Source organism: Aquibaculum arenosum, assembly GCF_029222965.1.
Classification (GTDB): domain Bacteria; phylum Pseudomonadota; class Alphaproteobacteria; order Kiloniellales; family DSM-21159; genus Aquibaculum; species Aquibaculum arenosum.
In genome coordinates, this window is the sequence record NZ_JARHUD010000003.1 from 1 (window position 1) to 17,718 (window position 17,718).

The 17,718-nt window shown below is 62.6% G+C and carries 17 protein-coding genes; 15 read left to right on the forward strand and 2 right to left on the reverse strand.

Going from position 1 to position 17,718, the window contains the following annotated elements:
* From P2G67_RS05095 to P2G67_RS05110, 4 genes are all read left to right on the forward strand, one after another.
* On the forward strand, nt 1-598 hold a 598-nt coding region (locus P2G67_RS05095), incomplete at its 5' end, for a transposase (RefSeq protein ID WP_275820695.1).
* A gap of 331 nt (nt 599-929) precedes the next feature.
* The gene (locus tag P2G67_RS05100; protein WP_275820697.1) at nt 930-1,325 is read left to right on the forward strand and encodes a hypothetical protein; all 396 of its coding nucleotides are present in this window, start codon (nt 930-932) and stop codon (nt 1,323-1,325) included.
* Nucleotides 1,326-1,610: 285 nt separating this feature from the next.
* Nucleotides 1,611-2,255, forward strand: coding sequence for a PRC-barrel domain containing protein (locus P2G67_RS05105; protein ID WP_275820699.1), 645 nt, complete (start codon nt 1,611-1,613; stop codon nt 2,253-2,255).
* Nucleotides 2,256-2,307: 52 nt separating this feature from the next.
* Nucleotides 2,308-3,108 carry a DUF2243 domain-containing protein gene (locus tag P2G67_RS05110; RefSeq protein ID WP_275820701.1) on the forward strand — a complete coding sequence of 267 codons (801 nt, stop codon included), beginning with the start codon at nt 2,308-2,310 and terminating at the stop codon, nt 3,106-3,108.
* 29 nt (nt 3,109-3,137) lie between these two features.
* Here P2G67_RS05110 and P2G67_RS05115 read toward each other — a convergent pair whose 3' ends face one another.
* Complete coding sequence (locus P2G67_RS05115; protein ID WP_275820703.1) at nt 3,138-3,698, reverse strand: exopolysaccharide biosynthesis protein; 561 nt, start codon at nt 3,696-3,698, stop codon at nt 3,138-3,140.
* A gap of 284 nt (nt 3,699-3,982) precedes the next feature.
* Here P2G67_RS05115 and P2G67_RS05120 point away from each other — a divergent pair, with 284 nt between their 5' ends.
* From P2G67_RS05120 to P2G67_RS05170, 11 genes are all read left to right on the forward strand, one after another.
* Nucleotides 3,983-5,089: an NAD-dependent epimerase/dehydratase family protein gene (locus P2G67_RS05120; protein ID WP_275820705.1), complete on the forward strand. Its 1,107-nt coding sequence runs from the start codon at nt 3,983-3,985 to the stop codon at nt 5,087-5,089.
* A gap of 28 nt (nt 5,090-5,117) precedes the next feature.
* On the forward strand, nt 5,118-6,242 hold the full coding sequence (locus P2G67_RS05125) for a CgeB family protein (RefSeq protein ID WP_275820707.1): 1,125 nt from the start codon (nt 5,118-5,120) through the stop codon (nt 6,240-6,242).
* On the forward strand, nt 6,239-7,369 hold the full coding sequence (locus P2G67_RS05130) for a CgeB family protein (RefSeq protein ID WP_275820709.1): 1,131 nt from the start codon (nt 6,239-6,241) through the stop codon (nt 7,367-7,369). The genes P2G67_RS05125 and P2G67_RS05130 overlap by 4 nt, the downstream gene beginning before the upstream one ends.
* On the forward strand, nt 7,347-8,351 hold the full coding sequence (locus P2G67_RS05135) for a UDP-glucuronic acid decarboxylase family protein (protein WP_275820711.1): 1,005 nt from the start codon (nt 7,347-7,349) through the stop codon (nt 8,349-8,351). The genes P2G67_RS05130 and P2G67_RS05135 overlap by 23 nt, the downstream gene beginning before the upstream one ends.
* A gap of 97 nt (nt 8,352-8,448) precedes the next feature.
* Complete coding sequence (locus P2G67_RS05140; protein ID WP_275820713.1) at nt 8,449-10,500, forward strand: SDR family NAD(P)-dependent oxidoreductase; 2,052 nt, start codon at nt 8,449-8,451, stop codon at nt 10,498-10,500.
* Nucleotides 10,497-11,786, forward strand: a complete 1,290-nt coding sequence (locus tag P2G67_RS05145) for a TIGR04295 family B12-binding domain-containing radical SAM protein (protein ID WP_275820715.1) — start codon at nt 10,497-10,499, stop codon at nt 11,784-11,786. The genes P2G67_RS05140 and P2G67_RS05145 overlap by 4 nt, the downstream gene beginning before the upstream one ends.
* Nucleotides 11,787-11,803: 17 nt before the next feature.
* Nucleotides 11,804-12,868, forward strand: a complete 1,065-nt coding sequence (locus P2G67_RS05150; RefSeq protein ID WP_275820717.1) for a glycosyltransferase family 4 protein — start codon at nt 11,804-11,806, stop codon at nt 12,866-12,868.
* Between the two features lie 28 nt (nt 12,869-12,896).
* A complete protein-coding gene (locus P2G67_RS05155; protein WP_275820718.1) occupies nt 12,897-13,991 on the forward strand; it encodes a CgeB family protein in 1,095 nt (364 codons plus the stop codon).
* 23 nt (nt 13,992-14,014) lie between these two features.
* Nucleotides 14,015-15,040 (forward strand): DNA topoisomerase IB, encoded by a 1,026-nt coding sequence (locus tag P2G67_RS05160; protein WP_275820720.1) that lies wholly within the window; start codon nt 14,015-14,017, stop codon nt 15,038-15,040.
* A 38-nt stretch (nt 15,041-15,078) separates the two neighbouring features.
* Nucleotides 15,079-15,801, forward strand: coding sequence for a TIGR04290 family methyltransferase (locus P2G67_RS05165; RefSeq protein ID WP_275820722.1), 723 nt, complete (start codon nt 15,079-15,081; stop codon nt 15,799-15,801).
* Between the two features lie 211 nt (nt 15,802-16,012).
* Nucleotides 16,013-16,807: an interleukin-6 family cytokine gene (locus P2G67_RS05170; protein WP_275820724.1), complete on the forward strand. Its 795-nt coding sequence runs from the start codon at nt 16,013-16,015 to the stop codon at nt 16,805-16,807.
* A gap of 51 nt (nt 16,808-16,858) precedes the next feature.
* On the opposite strand, the gene P2G67_RS05175 is transcribed toward P2G67_RS05170, so the two are convergent.
* Nucleotides 16,859-17,647, reverse strand: coding sequence for an SRPBCC family protein (locus P2G67_RS05175; RefSeq protein WP_275820726.1), 789 nt, complete (start codon nt 17,645-17,647; stop codon nt 16,859-16,861).
* Nucleotides 17,648-17,718: the final 71 nt, after the last annotated feature.

Here is a 17,718-nt window from a genome sequence, read left to right on the forward strand (position 1 = left end):
GCTTGCGATCAAGGCCGGGCGGGTGCCCGACGCTTGGGCGGACAAGCCTGAGAAACTGCGCCAGAAGGATCGCGATGCACGCTGGACCCTGGTCTACGGCAAGGCCCGCCTGCGCGAGGACGGTACGAAGCACGCCGACATCGCCATCCCCGTCTTCGGCTACAAGAGCCACGCCGGAATTGATCGTCGCTACGGCTTCATCCGTACATGGGCGGTCACGGATGCCAGTCGCCATGACGGCCGGATCCTGCGCCGCGGCCTGCTGGACAAGAGCAACACCGCCTCGACGGTCTGGGCGGACAGTGCCTATCGCTCCAAGGCGAACGAGGCCTTCATGGAAAAGAACGGCTTTCGCAGTCAGGTCCATCACCGCAAACCGCGAGGGCGCCCCATGGCACCGCACATCCGCCGCGGCAACGCCAGCCGCTCAAAGGTCCGTGCCGCCGTCGAACACGTCTTTGCCCAGCAGAAGGGGGCAATGGGGCTCTTCATCCGCACCATCGGCCTGGCACGAGCCAAGGTGAAGATCGGCATGGCCAATATCACCTACAACATCCGTCGTCTGGTCTGGCACGAGCGACGACAGGCGAGTGCCTGAGGCCGAGCCGACAGAGAGGACCGCCGACCTCCATAGCCCCGCCGAGGCTGCAGGGTAAGGCGAGCGCAGTAATGAAGCACGGCGCGGCTTGGCTGCTTCAGAACATCAAACCCGGTTGTTAGAGGTCCTCAGCTTTCCCGTGCACCTATTCATCAAGAATACAATCAGCCGAGCGGGTTGATGTTCCGAGACCGATCACTCCGGCGCAGAAACCGCGAAATGATCTCTTGGCTCTTCACTCGCCGCAGTTGTTGGAACCATCGTTCGGGGCCTGCGTTTTGCTGCAGAGACCTCCCATCACGGCGCCTTTTCAAGGGCTTGAGGTGTATCAATGATTTCCACGGCATCACGGGTTCCCAGTCATACAGCCAGCGAAGTCAATCGCCGGATCAAGAGAGATACCGAGGCGCGCATAGCTTATTTCGCAGAGCATCTTGATGAGATTCCTGTGCGACTAGGCGAGCTTGACCGGGAATGGGACATAGAGCGCGCCATAGAAGCCAATGCATCAACGCTTGCCTTTGCGGGCGTTGCCCTCGGCACAACTCTTGACCGACGCTGGCTTGCGCTGCCCGCTGTGGTCACCGCCTTTTTATTTCAGCATTCGATACAGGGTTGGTGCCCTCCCGTTCCGATCCTTCGACGCATGGGATTCCGTACCGCCGACGAGATCAGCCGGGAGCGTTACGCACTCAAGCGATTTCAAAGCCGTTGGCTCCGCCCATGACACGGCAGCGGCTGTGCTGAAGGCGACCGGCATTCACGGAAAGTAGGTCGCGGCTTGCGGTCGCTGATTTGAGGTCGGCACCTGAAAGAGCACGCGCTTCCAAGCCAGTGATCGCTTCTCGGGTTGAGGGGACACCACGCTGACCGCCCAGACAGTAGCGTGTTGTGGCTTCGAGCGACACTCGATCCTGCGCTGGAACAGTTAGTCCGCCACCCTGGTTAACGAAGGTCACGACCTAATCAGCATGGCGCCGCTCAAGAGGTCTTTAAGCGGGACGTATTGATCATGAAAACACTACCCCATGGAATAATAAGAACCGCACGACTTGATGAAATAATGATCCGTGATCACGAGAATCAGTGGCTGGGTATGGTGAAAGACGTGGTCTTGGCTATGCCCAGTGGACGCATTCAATTCCTATCATTGGATCGAGCTGACCAGCCTGATTCAAATCAGGAGCTGGTTTTGAGCTGGGACCAGCTCAATTATGATCCGGACAGCGGAAATTTTAAGAGCCTTTCCGAGCGAGAACAGGCGGGAGAACTTGCGCAAGAGTTAGAAGAACAGGCCGGCACAGGCCTGATCCGCGGCCGCGACCTCTCCGGTAGACAGGTTCGGGCTGCCGATGGAGAGGTATTCGGCGAACTGCGCGAAGTGATCCTGGACGTTGAACGCGGGGAGGCGATCTACGCACTGCTCGCCGACACCAGTGGGAAGCACTACCCCCTACCGTGGGCTGTACTCTCTTACGATGAAGACAAGCGCATCTTCCACCTGCAAGCCCAACACCATCAACTGCGCAGCGCCCCACACTTCGGAAAAGGCGGGGAACCACAGGCGCCTTTTGACTGGAGCGAACGCGTCTGGGCCGAGAGAGTCCATGAACATTATGGCGTTCAGCCTTTCTGGACGGTCAGCCGCCCCAAATAGCGACTGTGGTTTGAAGAAATAAGACCACAGTCTTTTCTTTTCCGAGATCGCCATGGCGAGAAATTCCATCAACAGGATGCCGTACAATCGTCAAACCACATTCGCTGGTGGCCTACTCGGCTTTGCGCTTGGTGGTTTCTTTGACGGAATAATCCTCCATCAGATTCTGCAGTGGCACCATTTGCTGAGCGCCATTGAAAGCGCGCCCTTCCGCAACATTCAGATGCAGATCATGATGGACGGGTTTTTCCACGCACTGATGTACGTCTTAGCCCTGGTGGGTTTATGGCTCCTGTGGCGCCAACGCGACACCTTCGCAATGGTGGGAACCGGTCGATTGCTGGCAGCAAACGCCATGATTGGCTTCGGGCTATGGCATGTGCTGGACGGGGTGTTATCGCATTGGATACTGGGTCTGCACAGGATCCGCATGGACAGCCCAAACCCGCTCTTCTGGGATATCCTCTGGTTTCTCGTATTCGGTGTCAGCGTTCTGGCCATCGGCTTCTGGCTGCGCCGCCGGCCCGGCGATAACAATCTTTCGGGCGCCGGAGGACACATCGCAGCCATCGTCTTGGCAGTGGCTGTGAGCGCGACTGGTCCCATCTCCGCCATTCCACCGGCCGAATCACGCACTGTAATGGTGCTCTTTTCCGAGAACACGCCACCAGAGCAGATTTTCGCCTCAGCGGCCGAAGCGGATGCGCGGCTTGTCTGGAGCGACCGCTCAGGCCGCCTCTGGGCCATTGCACTGTCCGACAGTGGCGACACCAGCGCTTTCTACAGACACGGGGCACTTGCCGTGAGCGGAAACTTCCTCACTGCAGCCTGCCTCGACTGGACGGTCCTATAGAACCGCGCCTTCGCGCCACGGAACAACAGCTACAGCAGGCCACCGACGACGATGTAGGCAACGCCAGCGGCCGCAAGAAACGCAATCACGACGAGCAGGCCATCCCTCGCTGTGAGGGCCAAGGCGAAGAGCGCCACCGTCAAAGCAGTGAATGCGTTGGCCATCGGCACGATCTCCAATGGCGGCATGGCGAGAGCGATCAGGACAGACGCGACCCCAACGATGCGCGGAAAGGGCGCGCGGACCAGACGCGGCAGTCGCGGATGCACAAGCTTGTCGATGGTTTGAGCCACGGGTTCCAGATAGCGCATCGTCCGGGTGAGTTTTTGGCCGCTCACCTTTCGCTTCAACAGCACCAATGGAAGCCACAGTTGCTGCCGGCCCAACAGCAGCTGCAAGCCGATCAAAGCGATGATGACGGCACCGATCGTTGGTGCGCCTGGCACAGCGCCCACTGGCGTCACCAGCAGAACGCTGACAACCAGCAGCAGCGGCGCAAAACTTCGCTCGCCGAGCGCGTGCAGGATGCTATCGATTGTAACGTCCTGATTTCCGCCAGCGGACTCGACCCGTTCGACGAGGCGCCGCAAGCTCCGCTGCCGTCCTTGCTCATTGGTCACCGCTTCAGCCCTCTAGATACAACAGGCAGGCGAGCAGCGCCCGTTCCTGGGGCTCTGGGTGCCGGCGAAGCGGGCTACGCAATACACGCTTCATCATGGTCAACTAACGGGGCCGCTTGGTCGTGGTTCCCGCCTGAAGCGAGCCGAGGTTGGAACCATTCCTCATCCTGCAGGTTCGGCTGCAGATGCTGCTATGACGAAGGCATGACCCTCGAAGGCAGCTCCTCCAGTTGGCGCTTTAGGGAAAACGAGGCATGGGCTTGTTCCTGATTGCAGGCGGCGCGGGCTTCATTGGCCGGCATCTGTGCCGAGAGTTGCTGCAGCACGGGCACAAGGTGCGCGTGCTGGACAGTCTCGTGGAGCAGGTGCATGGCCCGACGAGCGGTGTGGAGGCCTGGCCAGAGGTGGACTTCATCGAAGCCGACCTACGCGATACCGCAGCAGTGCGAGAGGCGCTCACCCAGGTTGACGGCGTTTTCAATCTGGCCGCTGAGGTGGGTGTTGGCCAAAGCATGTACGAAGTCGAACGCTACGTGGCGGCCAACGACCTCGGAACAGCGGTGCTGATGCAGGAGGTGATCGCCCAACCTGTGAAACGGGTGGTGGTCGCCTCTTCCATGAGCCTCTATGGCGAAGGTCTGTACCGGACCGAAGCAGGCGAGCGAGTAGAAGTGGGCGCCCGCCCCTCCACGGCCCTTCGCGAAGGCCGATGGGAGCCGGAATGGGAAGGCGCTCCCCTCCTCCCGATACCGACAGACGAAAGCAAGCGCCCCGATCTATCTTCCGTCTACGCCCTCTCAAAGTACGTTCAGGAACGCCTGACCCTGATGCTTTGTGCGGCTTACGGCATCGAGGGCGTGGCGCTTCGCTTGTTCAACGTCTTTGGCCCTGGGCAACAGCTTTCCAACCCTTATACCGGCGTGCTGGCCATCTTCTCGTCACGCCTTCTCAATGGCGCTGCGCCGCTGGTGTTCGAGGACGGACAGCAGCGGCGCGACTTTGTGCATGTTTCCGACGTTGCGCGCGCGTTTCGGCTCGCGATGGAAGCGCCTTCAGCCGCCGGACAGGCCATCAACGTAGGCAGCGGCCGCAACCACTCGGTGGCCGAGGTGGCCGCACTGCTTGCGACGGAGATGGAGCGCCCGGATCTCGTTCCGGAGATTCTCAACAAGGCCCGAAGCGGCGATGTCCGCCACTGCTTCGCCGACATAAGTCGCGCCCGTGACTTGCTGGGATTCGAGCCAACGCGGACCCTGGAGGACAGCCTTCCGGAACTGGTCGACTGGCTCTCCGGCCAGCATGCCTTGGACCGCGTCGGCGAGGCCCGACGCGAACTGGAACAACGAGGGCTGGTGGTATGATCAGCCGCTTTGTCGGAGGCTGATTGTCGTGCGCTTCCTGCTTTTCACGCACTCCCTGGTGAGCGACTGGAATCATGGCAATGCGCACTTCCAGCGCGGGATCCTGCGCGAGCTGTCCGCCAGGGGTCACGAAGCGCTGGCCTTGGAACCTGCTGAAGGGTGGAGCCGCCACAACCTGTTGGCGGAGTGCGGTCCAAAAGCCATCCAGGACTTCGAACATCGCTTTCCCGAGCTGCAGGTACAAACCTACGGCGCCTGCCCCGACCTGGATCGGCTGCTCGAGGGAGCCGACGTGGTTCTGGTGCACGAATGGACTGACCCGACACTGATCGAGACTTTGGGCCGTCGGCGCTTGGAGGGCGGCCGTTTCCTGCTGTTGTTCCACGACACCCACCATCGGGGCGTCTCGGCGCAGCAGGATATGGCTGCATTGAAGCTCGATGGTTACGACGCTGTGCTGGCGTTTGGCGAAGTGCTGGGCGAACTTTATCGACAGTTCGGCTGGGGGCGCAGGGCGTTCTGCTGGCACGAAGCGGCCGACCTGCGCCTGTTCAAACCCCTTCCGGCTGTGCCGCGCAAGCAGGACCTCGTGTGGATCGGCAATTGGGGAGACGGCGAGCGCGACGCCGAACTGCGGGAGTATCTGCTCGAACCCGCACGCGACCTGGGCCTATCCGGCGTGGTGCATGGTGTGCGCTACCCGGAGGAGGCGCGAGAGTCTGTTCGCATCGCCGGTTTGGACTATCGCGGCTGGTTGCCAAACGCCGACGTGCCGGCCGTTTACGCTGGTCACCGTATGACCCTGCACGTGCCGCGACGGCCCTACGTGGAGCAACTCCCCGGCATTCCCACCATTCGCGTTTTCGAAGCACTCGCCTGCGGCATTCCGCTGCTCTGCGCCCCTTGGCGTGACGAGGAATGTCTCTTTCGCCCAGGCCAGGACTTTCTGCTCGCTGAAGATGGTCAAGAAATGAAAAACCAGATGGCTCAGCTGCTCGCAGAACCGGAGATGGCAAAGGAGATCGCAGCAGCCGGACTTGAGACCATTCGCTCGCGCCACAGCTGTGCTCACCGCGTCGACGAACTCTTCACCATACTCCGCAAGCTTGAGCTTGAACCGTCCCTGGGTTCCAGGGAGGCAGCGGCAGGATGAGGCAGAAAAAGCTATCGCTCGTCTTCATCGGCCTATCGCTCTCCTCCTCCTGGGGCAACGGACATGCCACCAACTACCGCGCGCTCCTTCGCGCGCTCCACGCCCGCGGCCACGATCTGACCTTTCTTGAGCGCGACCAACCCTGGTACGCCGCCAATCGCGATCTGCCGCAACCGGATTTCTGCCGCCTGGCCTTTTATCGCGATCTGCACGAGCTGAAGCGAGATCACGCCCCTCTTATCGCACAGGCGGATGCCGTGGTTCTGGGCTCCTACCTGGCTGAGGGCCCAGAGGTGGCACGCACTGTGCTCGAGAGTGCCAGCGGACTGGTGGGATTCTACGATATCGACACCCCGATCACGCTGGCGAAGCTTGCTTCGCAGGATGCGGAGTACTTGACCGCCGAACTGGTTCCCTATTTCGACTTCTACCTTTCCTTCACCGGCGGCCCCTTGCTGAAGCGCTTGGAAGCGGAGTACGGCGCGAGGCTTGCAACGCCCTTCTACTGTCTGGTCGACAGTGATTCCTACCAGCCGGTGAGCAAAACGCCGCGTTGGGATCTGGGCTATCTCGGCACCTTTGCTGCCGATCGCCAAGCCTCTCTTGAGCGCCTGCTGCTGGAGCCGGCACGCCGGCTCCCGTCGCATCGCTTTGTCGTCGCCGGCTCGCTTTATCCGGATGACATCGATTGGCCCGCGAATGTTGATCGGATCACGCACTTACCGCCGGGAGAGCATCCGCGCTTCTTTGGCAGCCAGCGCTTTACCCTCAACCTGACGCGCGCCGCCATGATCGAGGCAGGATGGTCGCCCAGTGTCCGGCTTTTTGAGGCGGCCGCTTGCGGGTGCCCCATCATCACCGACCGCTGGCCGGGGCTCGAAGACATCTTGCCTCCTGATCGCGCGCTGCTGACGGCAGAGCGCAGTGAAGACGTTGTGAGCATCCTGACCCAGGTCTCTGCGACCAGGGCAAAGGCTCTGGCGGAGGATGCGCGACGGATCGTGCTGACCAAGCATACAAGCCCAAAGCGGGCAGATGCGTTCGAAGAGGTTTTGGCAACTGCGGGCATCGCAGATCGATCGCGAAACAGCGGAGCAGCCAAACATGCCCTCGTCACGTCGAAGTGAGGTTCGTTCAGTTCTGGTTGCCGGCGGTGCCGGTTTCCTTGGATCCCATCTCTGTGAACGGCTGGTGGCGGAAGGGCGGCGCGTTTACTGCCTGGACAGCCTGCACACAGGCGTGATCGAGAACCTCAGAACCTTGGAGCGGGAAGCGCGATTCCAGTTCATCGAAGGCGATGTTCGCCGACCGAGGATTCCTCCCGTCGACCAGATATTCAATCTTGCCAGCCCCGCATCCCCTCTGCACTACCAGCGCGATCCAATCTACACGCTGACCACCAACGTAGGGGGAACCGCTGCTCTGTTACAGGCAGCGGAGGAGGTCGGTGCACGCTACTTGCAAGCCTCGACCAGCGAAGTGTACGGCGATCCGCAAGAGCACCCCCAGCGGGAAAGCTACAACGGCAATGTAAACCCTACCGGCCCACGCGCTTGCTACGATGAGGGCAAGCGCGCTGCGGAAGCTTTATGTTTCGACTTTCTGCGCCATAGTCGGGTCGATGTCAGGGTGGCGCGGATATTCAACACCTACGGCCCGCGCATGCGCGCCGACGACGGCCGCATCGTCTGCAACCTCATTGCCCAGGCGCTGCGAGGCGAGCCCCTGACCATCCATGGCGACGGCACCCAGACCCGCTCCTTCTGCTACGTGTCCGACCTGATCGAAGGTCTCATTCGCCTAATGCAGTTTCCGCAGGTGCCGAAGAGCGCGGTCAACCTCGGCAACTCCGATGAGTTCTCCATTCTGGAACTGGCTGGAGAGGTTGTCCGGCTCGTGGGGTACCAAGGCTGCTATCTCCATCGCCCGCTCCCCCAGGACGATCCCCGTCGGCGCCGACCCGATATCTCGCTCGCGCTGCGCCTCCTCAAGTGGCAGCCGCAGGTGACACTACGCGATGGACTGCCTCCGACCGTGGCATGGTTTCGCCATTCGCCTCCTGCGACGCCGGCGACGTCGGCGCAACCCGCCGCTGTCGGTGGTGTCTGAGTCTGGAACCCTGCTGCTGCCGTCCAGTTTGCCATAAATAGCCCTCACAGGAACATCGCCAATGCCGGAGACTGGAGAACAGAGCTTAAGGCGACCGATGAAGCCAGATCGGGCCGGCAACAAAGGCTTCGGCATTACCGAGTGGTTCCGTCCCTTTGAGTACGAGCGGGTCGACGAGTGCTTGCTACATCTGACGAACCTCGGAGCCTCCCACCTGCGCACGCACCTTTCCTGGGCAGATTTCCACGTCGAGGGCGTTCCGGAGTGGTACGATTGGCTGATACCGCGGCTCGCGGAGCATGTCGATCTTCTCCCATGTGTCCACTACACACCTCCCTCCCTCTCTCGTACCGGCACGACGGCCGGGCCACCTCGGCGCCTGCGCGATCTCGCAGATTTCGTAGACCAGGTTCTGGACCGCTATGGCAGTCACTTTACCCATCTCGAACTCTGGAACGAACCCAACAATCTACTGGATTGGGATTGGCGCGCGGATCGCGGATGGCACCAGTTCTGCGAAATGATCGTGGCTGCAGCTCATTGGACGGAGCACCGCAGCTGGAAAGCGGTCTTGGGCGGCCCCGGCCCTTTCGACATCGAGTGGCTGAAAATGGTCGGACGCCAGGGGGTGCTTGAGCAGGTATCGGCGGTTGGCATCCATGGTTTTCCCGGAACCTGGGACAGTGAGACGGGCATCTGGACAGGCTGGGAAACGCAGATCACGCAGCTGCGCCAGGTCCTCTCGGAGTACCAGCCTCACGCCGAGATATGGATCACGGAGGCCGGCTACTCCACATGGCGCCACGACGAACTTGAACAGGTGCGACGCTTTCTGGAAGCCGTCGATGCACCCGCCGAACGCCTCTACTGGTATTCGCTGTGCGACCTGCCTCTCGATGCTGACATCCAGGAGGGGCGGCAGTTCGACATGCGGCACTACCATGTCGGCCTGCTCGATCGCCGCGGCCGGGACAAGCTCTTGGCACAGTTGCTGCGAAGGGGCGGCATAGCCAGTGCCCGCCGCAAGTTGCACATGGTCGGCCGCGGGATCGATGCGCCTCAGCTGAAACCGTCAGGCAGGCGTCCCGTTCTCATTACCGGCGGGTCCGGCTTCATCGGCTGCAATCTGGCTCATGCGCTTCTGTCCGAGGGGCAGGAAGTCATCCTCTTCGACAATCTCAGCCGATCCGGCGTGGCCGCCAACCTGGAATGGCTGCGGGCTCACCATGGTGAGCGAGCAATCATTCAAACCGCAGATCTGCGCGACACGACAGCGGTGGCCGATGCCGTGGGCGCCTGCAGCGCTGTCGTTCATCTGGCAGCCCAGGTGGCCGTCACGGAAAGCCTGGAGAGCCCCTTGGAGGACTTTGCCATCAATGCAGGCGGAACCCTGACACTACTGGAAGCGCTGCGGCGCAGAGGCGAGAAGGTTCCGCTCGTTTTTGCCAGCACCAACAAGGTCTACGGCTGCCTGCCCGATCTTCCCCTTCACCGAGGGGATGCGGGCTACCTGCCCAGCGATCCGGATGTTCTGGCCCGCGGCCTCGGCGAAAACCAGTCATTGCAGTTCGCAACGCCCTACGGTTGCTCCAAGGGAGCGGCAGATCAGTACGTTCTCGACTATGCCGCCTCCTTCGGTCTGCCCGCGGTCGTCCTTCGTATGAGCTGCATCTATGGCCAGCGGCAGTTCGGCACGGAGGATCAGGGATGGGTGGCGCACTTCCTCATCAAGGCGCTAAACGACGAGCCCATCACACTATTCGGCGACGGCTTTCAGGTCCGCGACGTGCTGCATGTGGATGATGCGGTGCGGGCCTATCGACTGCTGCTCAAGAATGCGGAAGGCCTCGCCGGCCAGGTTTTTAACCTCGGTGGCGGACCAGGGAATGCCGTTAGCCTGCTGACCATGCTGTCGGAGATCGAAGCCTTGCTCGGCCGGCCCGTCGAGCGGCAGCACGCCCCCATGCGGGCGGGAGATCAGCGCTACTTTGTCGCCGATACTGGCCGGCTGGAAGCGGCCACCGGATGGTGCGCCAGCGTGCCCTGGCGCGACGGGCTGCAACAACTCTGCTCTTGGCTGCAGCAGCAGTCACCGGTCGAGGGGCTTCCCGGCCAGAAGAAAGACCCAGCTTGGAGTGTTTCCGCATGAAACTGGCTCTGGTCAATCCGCCTTGGCGCTTCGAGGGCAGCATCTACTTCGGGTGCCGCGAACCGCATCTGCCGCTGGAGTTCGGTTATACCGCGGCGATGCTGCGCGCCGCCGGGCACGAAGTGCTGCTTTTGGACGGGCACCTCACCGAGACACCCGCGGAGCACCTGGTCGAGGATATTTCCGCCTTTGCCCCGGACTACACTGTTGTCACCACCGCACCGAGCTATCTTTTCTGGCGCTGTCCGCCGCCGGAGTTGCGGGTGCCGGCGGAGATCATCCGGCTGCTGGACGGGCGCGGCGGTCGGGTCGTCGCCGTGGGCCCCCATGGTTCGACCACGCCGCGTGCCGCCCTGACGAAGTTGGGGGCCGACATTGTTGTGCGCGGCGAGTGCGAGGAGGTCGTGACCAACCTTGCCTCGGCGCAGGATTATCGGCGGGTTCCCTCTATCGCCTACCTTGACAAGGGGGAAGTGCAGGTAACCGGGGCACCCAATGTCAGTCCCTTCGTGGAGCAGCCACCTCTGGCCTGGCCGGACGAGTGGATTACCAGGCACAGCCATCACCATCATCGCTTCGATACCCGGCCGTCCGGACCCGGGGCCGAGGTTGAAGCCTCACGCGGCTGCCCCTTCGCCTGCAGTTTCTGCGCTAAGCTCGACTACCGGGATGGCTACCGGAAGCGGGCGCTGCGCCATTTGCTGCCGGAAATCGACGCCCTGATCGCTCAAGGTGTCACATACCTCTACTTCATCGATGAGATCTTCCTGCCACAGGCGGACCTGCTTCAGGCGCTGGTCGAGCGGCCCGTGCAGTTCGGCGTTCAGACCCGCATCGACCTCTGGAAGCCCGAGATGATCGAACTGCTGGGACGCGCCGGATGTGTCTCGGTCGAGGCCGGCGTGGAAAGCCTCAGCGTCGAGGGGCGGGCGGCCCTGAACAAGCGCTGTCGCCTGAGCAATGAAGAACTGGCGGAGCTCCTGCTGCTGGCGCGCAGCCACATCCCCTTCGTGCAGGCTAACCTTTTGGGAACCGAGGAAGACGACCCGCTGGTCATCGCGCAATGGCGGCAGCGGCTGCAGCAGGCGGATGTCTGGTCGAACGACCCGGTTCCGCTTTTCCCCTACCCGGCCTCGCCCCAGTACCGCATGCTTTGGGGTGAGCCGGACGACCAGGCCTGGGAGCGGGCCCACGCACACTACCTCGCTGCCTTCGCGCGTTTCAGCGACATCCAGGAAGCGCGGCCAGCGGACCTTGCCCAGCTGGAGGCGGAGTATTGCCGCTGAAACCAGGGCACCTCATGATGACCGCCGACAGCGTCGGCGGTGTCTGGCGCTACGGCTTGGACGTCAGTGCGGAACTGGTGCGCCGCGGCGTAACGGTGACCTTGGCGGGCCTGGGGCCACTGCCTTCGCGGGGGCAGGTGCAGGAAGCCGATGCGGCCGCCGTTGATCTGGTCTGGCTGGACGTGCCGCTGGATTGGGCCGACCCGAAAGGAGAAGCATTGGCGCAGGGCGCCGCTGCCCTGAATGATCTGCTGTCGGAGCGCCGGCCCGACCTGCTGCATCTGAACACACCCAGTCTTGCCTCCTTGCTGGAGGGACGACCGCCGTGCCTTGCTGCCGCTCACTCCTGTCTTGCCACCTGGTGGCGCGCTATGCGCAGCGAAGCGCTGCCGGCTGATTGGCAGCGGCACGCACAGGACATGGCCTCCGGTCTCGCGGCCGCCGACGTCGTAACGGCGCCCACCGCCGCCTTTGCCGCTCAATTGCGCGCGGCCTATTCCCAGCTGCCGCCGGTGCAGGTGGTGCCCAACGGCGGTCGTACCATCGAAGCGCAAGCAAAGGGGCAGTTCGTCCTCGCAGCCGGGAGGTGGTGGGACGAGTCCAAGAACCTGTGGGCGCTGGAGGCCGCGGCGCGAGAGGTCGCATGGCCAGTCCATGCCGCCGGCCCGCTGGCTGGCCCGGAAACCGCCGTCGCCGCTCCGGATCATCTGTCCTGCCTTGGCTCGCTGGATTACCGCGAGCTCACGCGCTGGTTCGCGATGGCTCCCATCTTTGTCTCGCCTGCGCGCTATGAGCCGTTCGGCTTGGCCGTGCTGGAAGCCGCGAGCGCCGGTGCGGCTCTGGTTCTCTCGGACATTGCGACCTTTCGCGAGCTGTGGGACGACTGCGCCGTCTTTGTCGATCCGCTGCAGCCCGAGGCGATGGCACGCAGCATCAACGCGCTCATTGAAGACGAGAAGTCCCGCGCCCTGCTCGGCGCCCGCGCCCAGCGCCGTGCTGCGAGCTTCACTGTCCCCCGGCAGGTGGATGCCTTGTTGACTGCCTATCATCGTGCAGCAGAGACGCGATTCCAGACTGTCTGAGTATCACGGCTGAAAGGAGAGCCCGCGGATGAGGATCGCCTTCTATGGTTCCAGCCTTCTGTCGAGTTACTGGAACGGCGCAGCCACTTATTACCGCGGCTTGATCAAGGCGCTGGCGGCACTGGGGCATGATGTGACCTTTTTCGAACCCGATGCCTTCGAACGCCAGTCCCACGCCGACATCGCGCCGCCGTCGTGGTGCCGGGTGGTGGTCTATCCCCCTGACATGACGGGTGTCCGAAGTGTTGCCGCACGGGCTGGCGAAGCGGATGTGGTGGTCAAGGCCAGCGGCGTCGGGGTCCTGGACGACGAACTGCTGCTCGCGGTCATGGCGGGCGCCGCACCAGGCGCTCTGCGCCTCTGGTGGGATGTCGACGCGCCGGCGACTTTGGCAGAGCTTGAACAGCGGCCGGATGCGCCGCTGCTGCGCCTCCTGCCCCGGCTCGATGGCGTGCTGACCTACGGTGGGGGGACGGGAGTGGTCGCTGCCTACCGGGAGTTCGGCGCGAAGCACTGCGAGCCCGTCTACAATGCGCTCGATCCCGACAGTCACCATCCAGTGACGCCAGCGCCACGCTATAACGCCGACCTCTCGTTCCTCGGCAACCGCCTGCCCGATCGCGAGACCCGGGTGGAGAGCTTTCTGCTGGAGCCGGCGCGGCAGGCGCCGCATCTGAGCTTTCTGCTCGGCGGCGCCGGCTGGGACAGCAAGGAACTGCCCGAGAATGTGCGCGCCCTGGGGCATGTGCCGACTGCAGAGCACAACGCCTTCAACGCCAGTCCGCGAGCTGTGCTGAACATAAACCGCGACAGCATGGCTGCTCGCGGCTTCTCGCCGCCAACGCGGATCTTCGAGGCCGCCGGTGCCGGAGCTTGTGTCGTGACGGATGCCTGGCCGGGCATCGAGGACTTTTTGCGGCCGGATGACGAAGTGCTGGTGGTGCGCAACGGCCAGGAGCTGCTCGAGTGCCTTAATGCCCTCACGTCGGATCGGGCGGCTGCCATCGGGCAAGCGGCCCTGCAGCGGCTGCTGCGCTCGCACACCTACGCACAGCGGGCGCGGCAAGTCGATGAACTGCTGGCGACCCTGGCCGACCAAGCCGCCAGCGCGCCCGTTGCCTGAGCAAGGAGGACGCAACACGCGCCATGAGCAGTCACCAGCGGCGCCGGGCGCTGCGTGCCACAGGCTTGCGCCTCGCGAAGGTGGACGGGCTGACCATCCGGCGCCAGCGTTGTGGCCGAGGCTTCATCTACCGCGATGAGGCCGGGCAGCGTATCGACGATGCAGAAACTCTCCAGCGCATCCGCAGCCTCGCAATCCCGCCCGCATATGAAGAGGTTTGTATTTCCCCCGATGCGCGGAGCCACCTTCAGGCGGTGGGTCGCGACGCCGCCGGTCGGCTGCAGTACCGCTATCATCCAGGCTGGGAGGAAGTCCGCGAGGCCGAGAAGGTGGAGCGCCTGGCTCAATTCTGCGCTAGCCTTCCGCGACTGCGCCGCAGAGTGCGCCGCGATCTGCGGAAGGAGGGCCTCACCCGTGAACGGGTGTTGGCCGCCATCGTGCTGATCATCGACCGCACCCACATTCGCATCGGCTGTGAAGACTATGTCCACTCCGGACGCACGCGCGGCGCCTCAACCCTGCTGAAGCGCAACGTCCACTGTGACGGCAAACACCTCAGTCTCACCTTCCGTGGTAAGGGCGGGCGAGAGGTCCGCTGTGAACTGGCTCACCCCTCCCTCACCGCCCTGGCACGCGAACTGCACACCCTGCCGGGCAGCCGTTTCTTCCAATATCGCGGTGCGCAGGGCAAGCGACACAAAGTGACGGCCGGCGAGGTCAACGCCTATTTGCGTGAAGCTGCGGGGGCACCGGTGAGCGCCAAGGACTTCCGCTCGCTCACCGCCACCGCCGCAGCCGGCCAGAGACTGGCGCGCCTGCAGCCCGAAGCGCGAGAACGGGCGCGTAACCGGCAGATCGCCTCGGTCATGCACGAAGTGGCTGAGATGCTGAGCAATACGCCGGCGGTTGTGAGACGCAGCTATGTCCACCGCTGCGTTGTGCAGGCCTTCACGGGTGGCACGCTTGCGGGACGCTTCGCGAACTGCCAGCCGGCCGACAGCCTCTCCCGAGCGGAAACGCTGGTCGCGCAGTTGGTCTCCAAGGGATGAGGAATGCAGTGCCGGCACAGTCGACTGGGAGATGAACCATGAGCAGCGATGGAGTATCAGCGAAGCACGACACCGAACGTCGCATACGCGCGCTGGGCAAGTGGTTCCACAACATGGATTTGGGCGGCGTGTCCACCGCTCCGGAACACTTCCTGGGCGACTATCCCGGATGGATCTGGCGACGGTTGCAGCCGGCTTTACCTAGAGATCTTAGCGGCCGCACGGTTCTCGACGTCGGCTGCAACGGAGGTTTCTTCTCGATCGAGATGAAGCGTCTCGGGGCCGAACGGGTGGTGGGGATCGATTCCGATGAACGCTATCTGGCGCAAGCACGCTTCGCAGCGGAGACACTCGGTGTTGAGATCGAACTGCACCGCATGTCGGTCTACGAGATTGCTGCGCTGCAAGAGCGGTTTGACGTGGTGCTCTTCATGGGCGTGCTGTACCACCTGCGCCATCCCCTGCTGGCCCTGGACCTGCTGCACGAGCACGCAACCAAGGACCTCTTCATCTTCCAATCGCTTCAGCGTGGCAGCCAGGATGCTGCGGCCCTGGCACCTGACTACCCCTTCGCCGAGGAAGAGGTGTTCAACGACCCGGCCTACCCACGCCTCCACTTTGTGGAGCAGTCTTTCGCCGGCGATCCCACAAACTGGTGGATTCCAAACCGGGCCTGCTGCGAAGCCATGCTTCGGAGCGCGGGATACGAAATTGTCCGAAAACCTTACGACGAGATATACCTTTGCCTCCATAAACAATAGCCACTCTTCTTCCTTTTGAACCTATGATCAGCAGCATATTTTAAAGAAGTCATCTCAGTTAACCCCTCTTTTCACCTGCTGCTACTGCACGTACCAATCCGCTTCTACTTGACATGGATAGGGTTGCTATCGGAATGTAGCGCATCACCTTGCATTCCGACGTTGCTTCAGAGGTTCTTTTTAAATGGTGTGCCAGCGCAACTCTCTCACCGTGACGCGAATCTTGGGTCTGTCACGCAGTGGCAATCACGCCATAATTGACTGGATTCTGGCGCAGTTGTCCGGTCGCTGGTTGTTTCAGAATTGCGTTGTTCCGGAACAAGACCCCTTTGCCGGCGCTCGCCCCACCGATCATGGCGCCTGCCACGAGAGTAACCTCGCCGGCTTCGATCCCGAGGGGGTCGAGCCCGGTGAGTTGGACCATCTGCTTTTCAGTCAAGAAGACTGTTTTCTGCGTTCTGCCTGGGGCGAGCGCGCAACTGAGATTCAGGAAAGCGCGATAGAGCAGCGTCTTGGCAGCATCGGAACGCGGATCGACCTTCTAATCCTGCGGGACCCCTACAATCTCTTTGCCAGCCGGCGCCGATTTAATGGCACCTTGCTACCGGAAGCGACGGCTTTGCGGGTCTGGAAGCAACACGCGCGAGCCTTCCTGGGATTGCGCACCTGTCTCAGCCATCGCTTTCTGGCCGTCAGCTACAACCGCTGGTGCCGCGATCCCGGCTACCGTCAACGACTGGCGGAGCAACTGGGTTTGAATTTCACCGATGCCCGAGTGGATGCCGTGCCGGCCGTCGGCGGAGGCAGTTCCTTCGATGGGCAGGACTATCACGGCCAGGCCTCCCGGATGGCGGTCCACAAACGTTGGCGGCACTTCGCGGACGATCCACGTTTCCGACGGCTTTTCGACGACCAGACCAAGGAACTGGCATATCGCACGCACGGGCCACCGCCGTGGGAGGAGCAAAGCCTTCGCTCCCCACTCCAGGAGGCGCTGCCAGCATAAGGCGGTTCGACAGGATGATTGCTGGCGCCCCGCCCTGTCTTCCCGGCAGCGTCAGGTCGATGAAGCCGGACCACCGGTTGATGGCCCGCCACCAATGTTTCCGGTGCCGCTTTCCTTGCTCGCTTCGTTCGAGGGACGCTTCGAGGAACCGGCTTTGTCCATCTCCGCTTCCGCTGCCTGTTTGAAGCGGTTGACGTCGCTGGCCAGTCGGCTCTCCGCGTTGCCGCCGAAGAGACGGGCCGCCATTCGCCCAAGCGCACCGCCCGGTGGCAGGTAGCGCAAATGCACCTTGATGCGCGTCCTGCCCTCGCCCTCAGACTGGAACTCGACGGACCCCTCGTTCTGGACATCCGCATCTTCGCTGGAGCGCCAGGTTATGCGCCGGTTCGGTTCATCCTGTTCAATGCGTGAGGTGAACTGCAATCGTGCTCCACCGGGGCCGGTAACGGTCCAACGAGAGTTGCGTCCATCGAGCGGTTCGACCTTCTCCACGTGGGAGAGGATCTGGGGCAGAGTGGAGACATTCCGCCAACGCGCATAGAGCTCGCTGGCTGGGCGCTCTATTACGGCGCTGGCCTGGGCCTCCTGCCATCCCTGCCCATGTTCGGCCCCAGCGAATCCTCCGCGGGAATCGATGCTCAAGGCTTCATAGAGATGGCAGTGGCCACTGAGGCCGCGGAAAGCAAGAGCTCCGCCCAGGATCAGTTTCAGACAGCCTCCGACCCCGCTGTCTCGCCACCCGGACCGGAGAAGACAAGCGCCCACCCCGAGCGACAAGAGTCGCTCCAGTGGGTGGACATTCAGCCCTTCAGACGTCAGACGACCTTCGCTGCTGCTCATGATCCAAGCTCCTGCTGGTCAACTGGTTTACTCCAGCGGCAGTCCATCCGGCGCTTCGGACCGGCAACTGC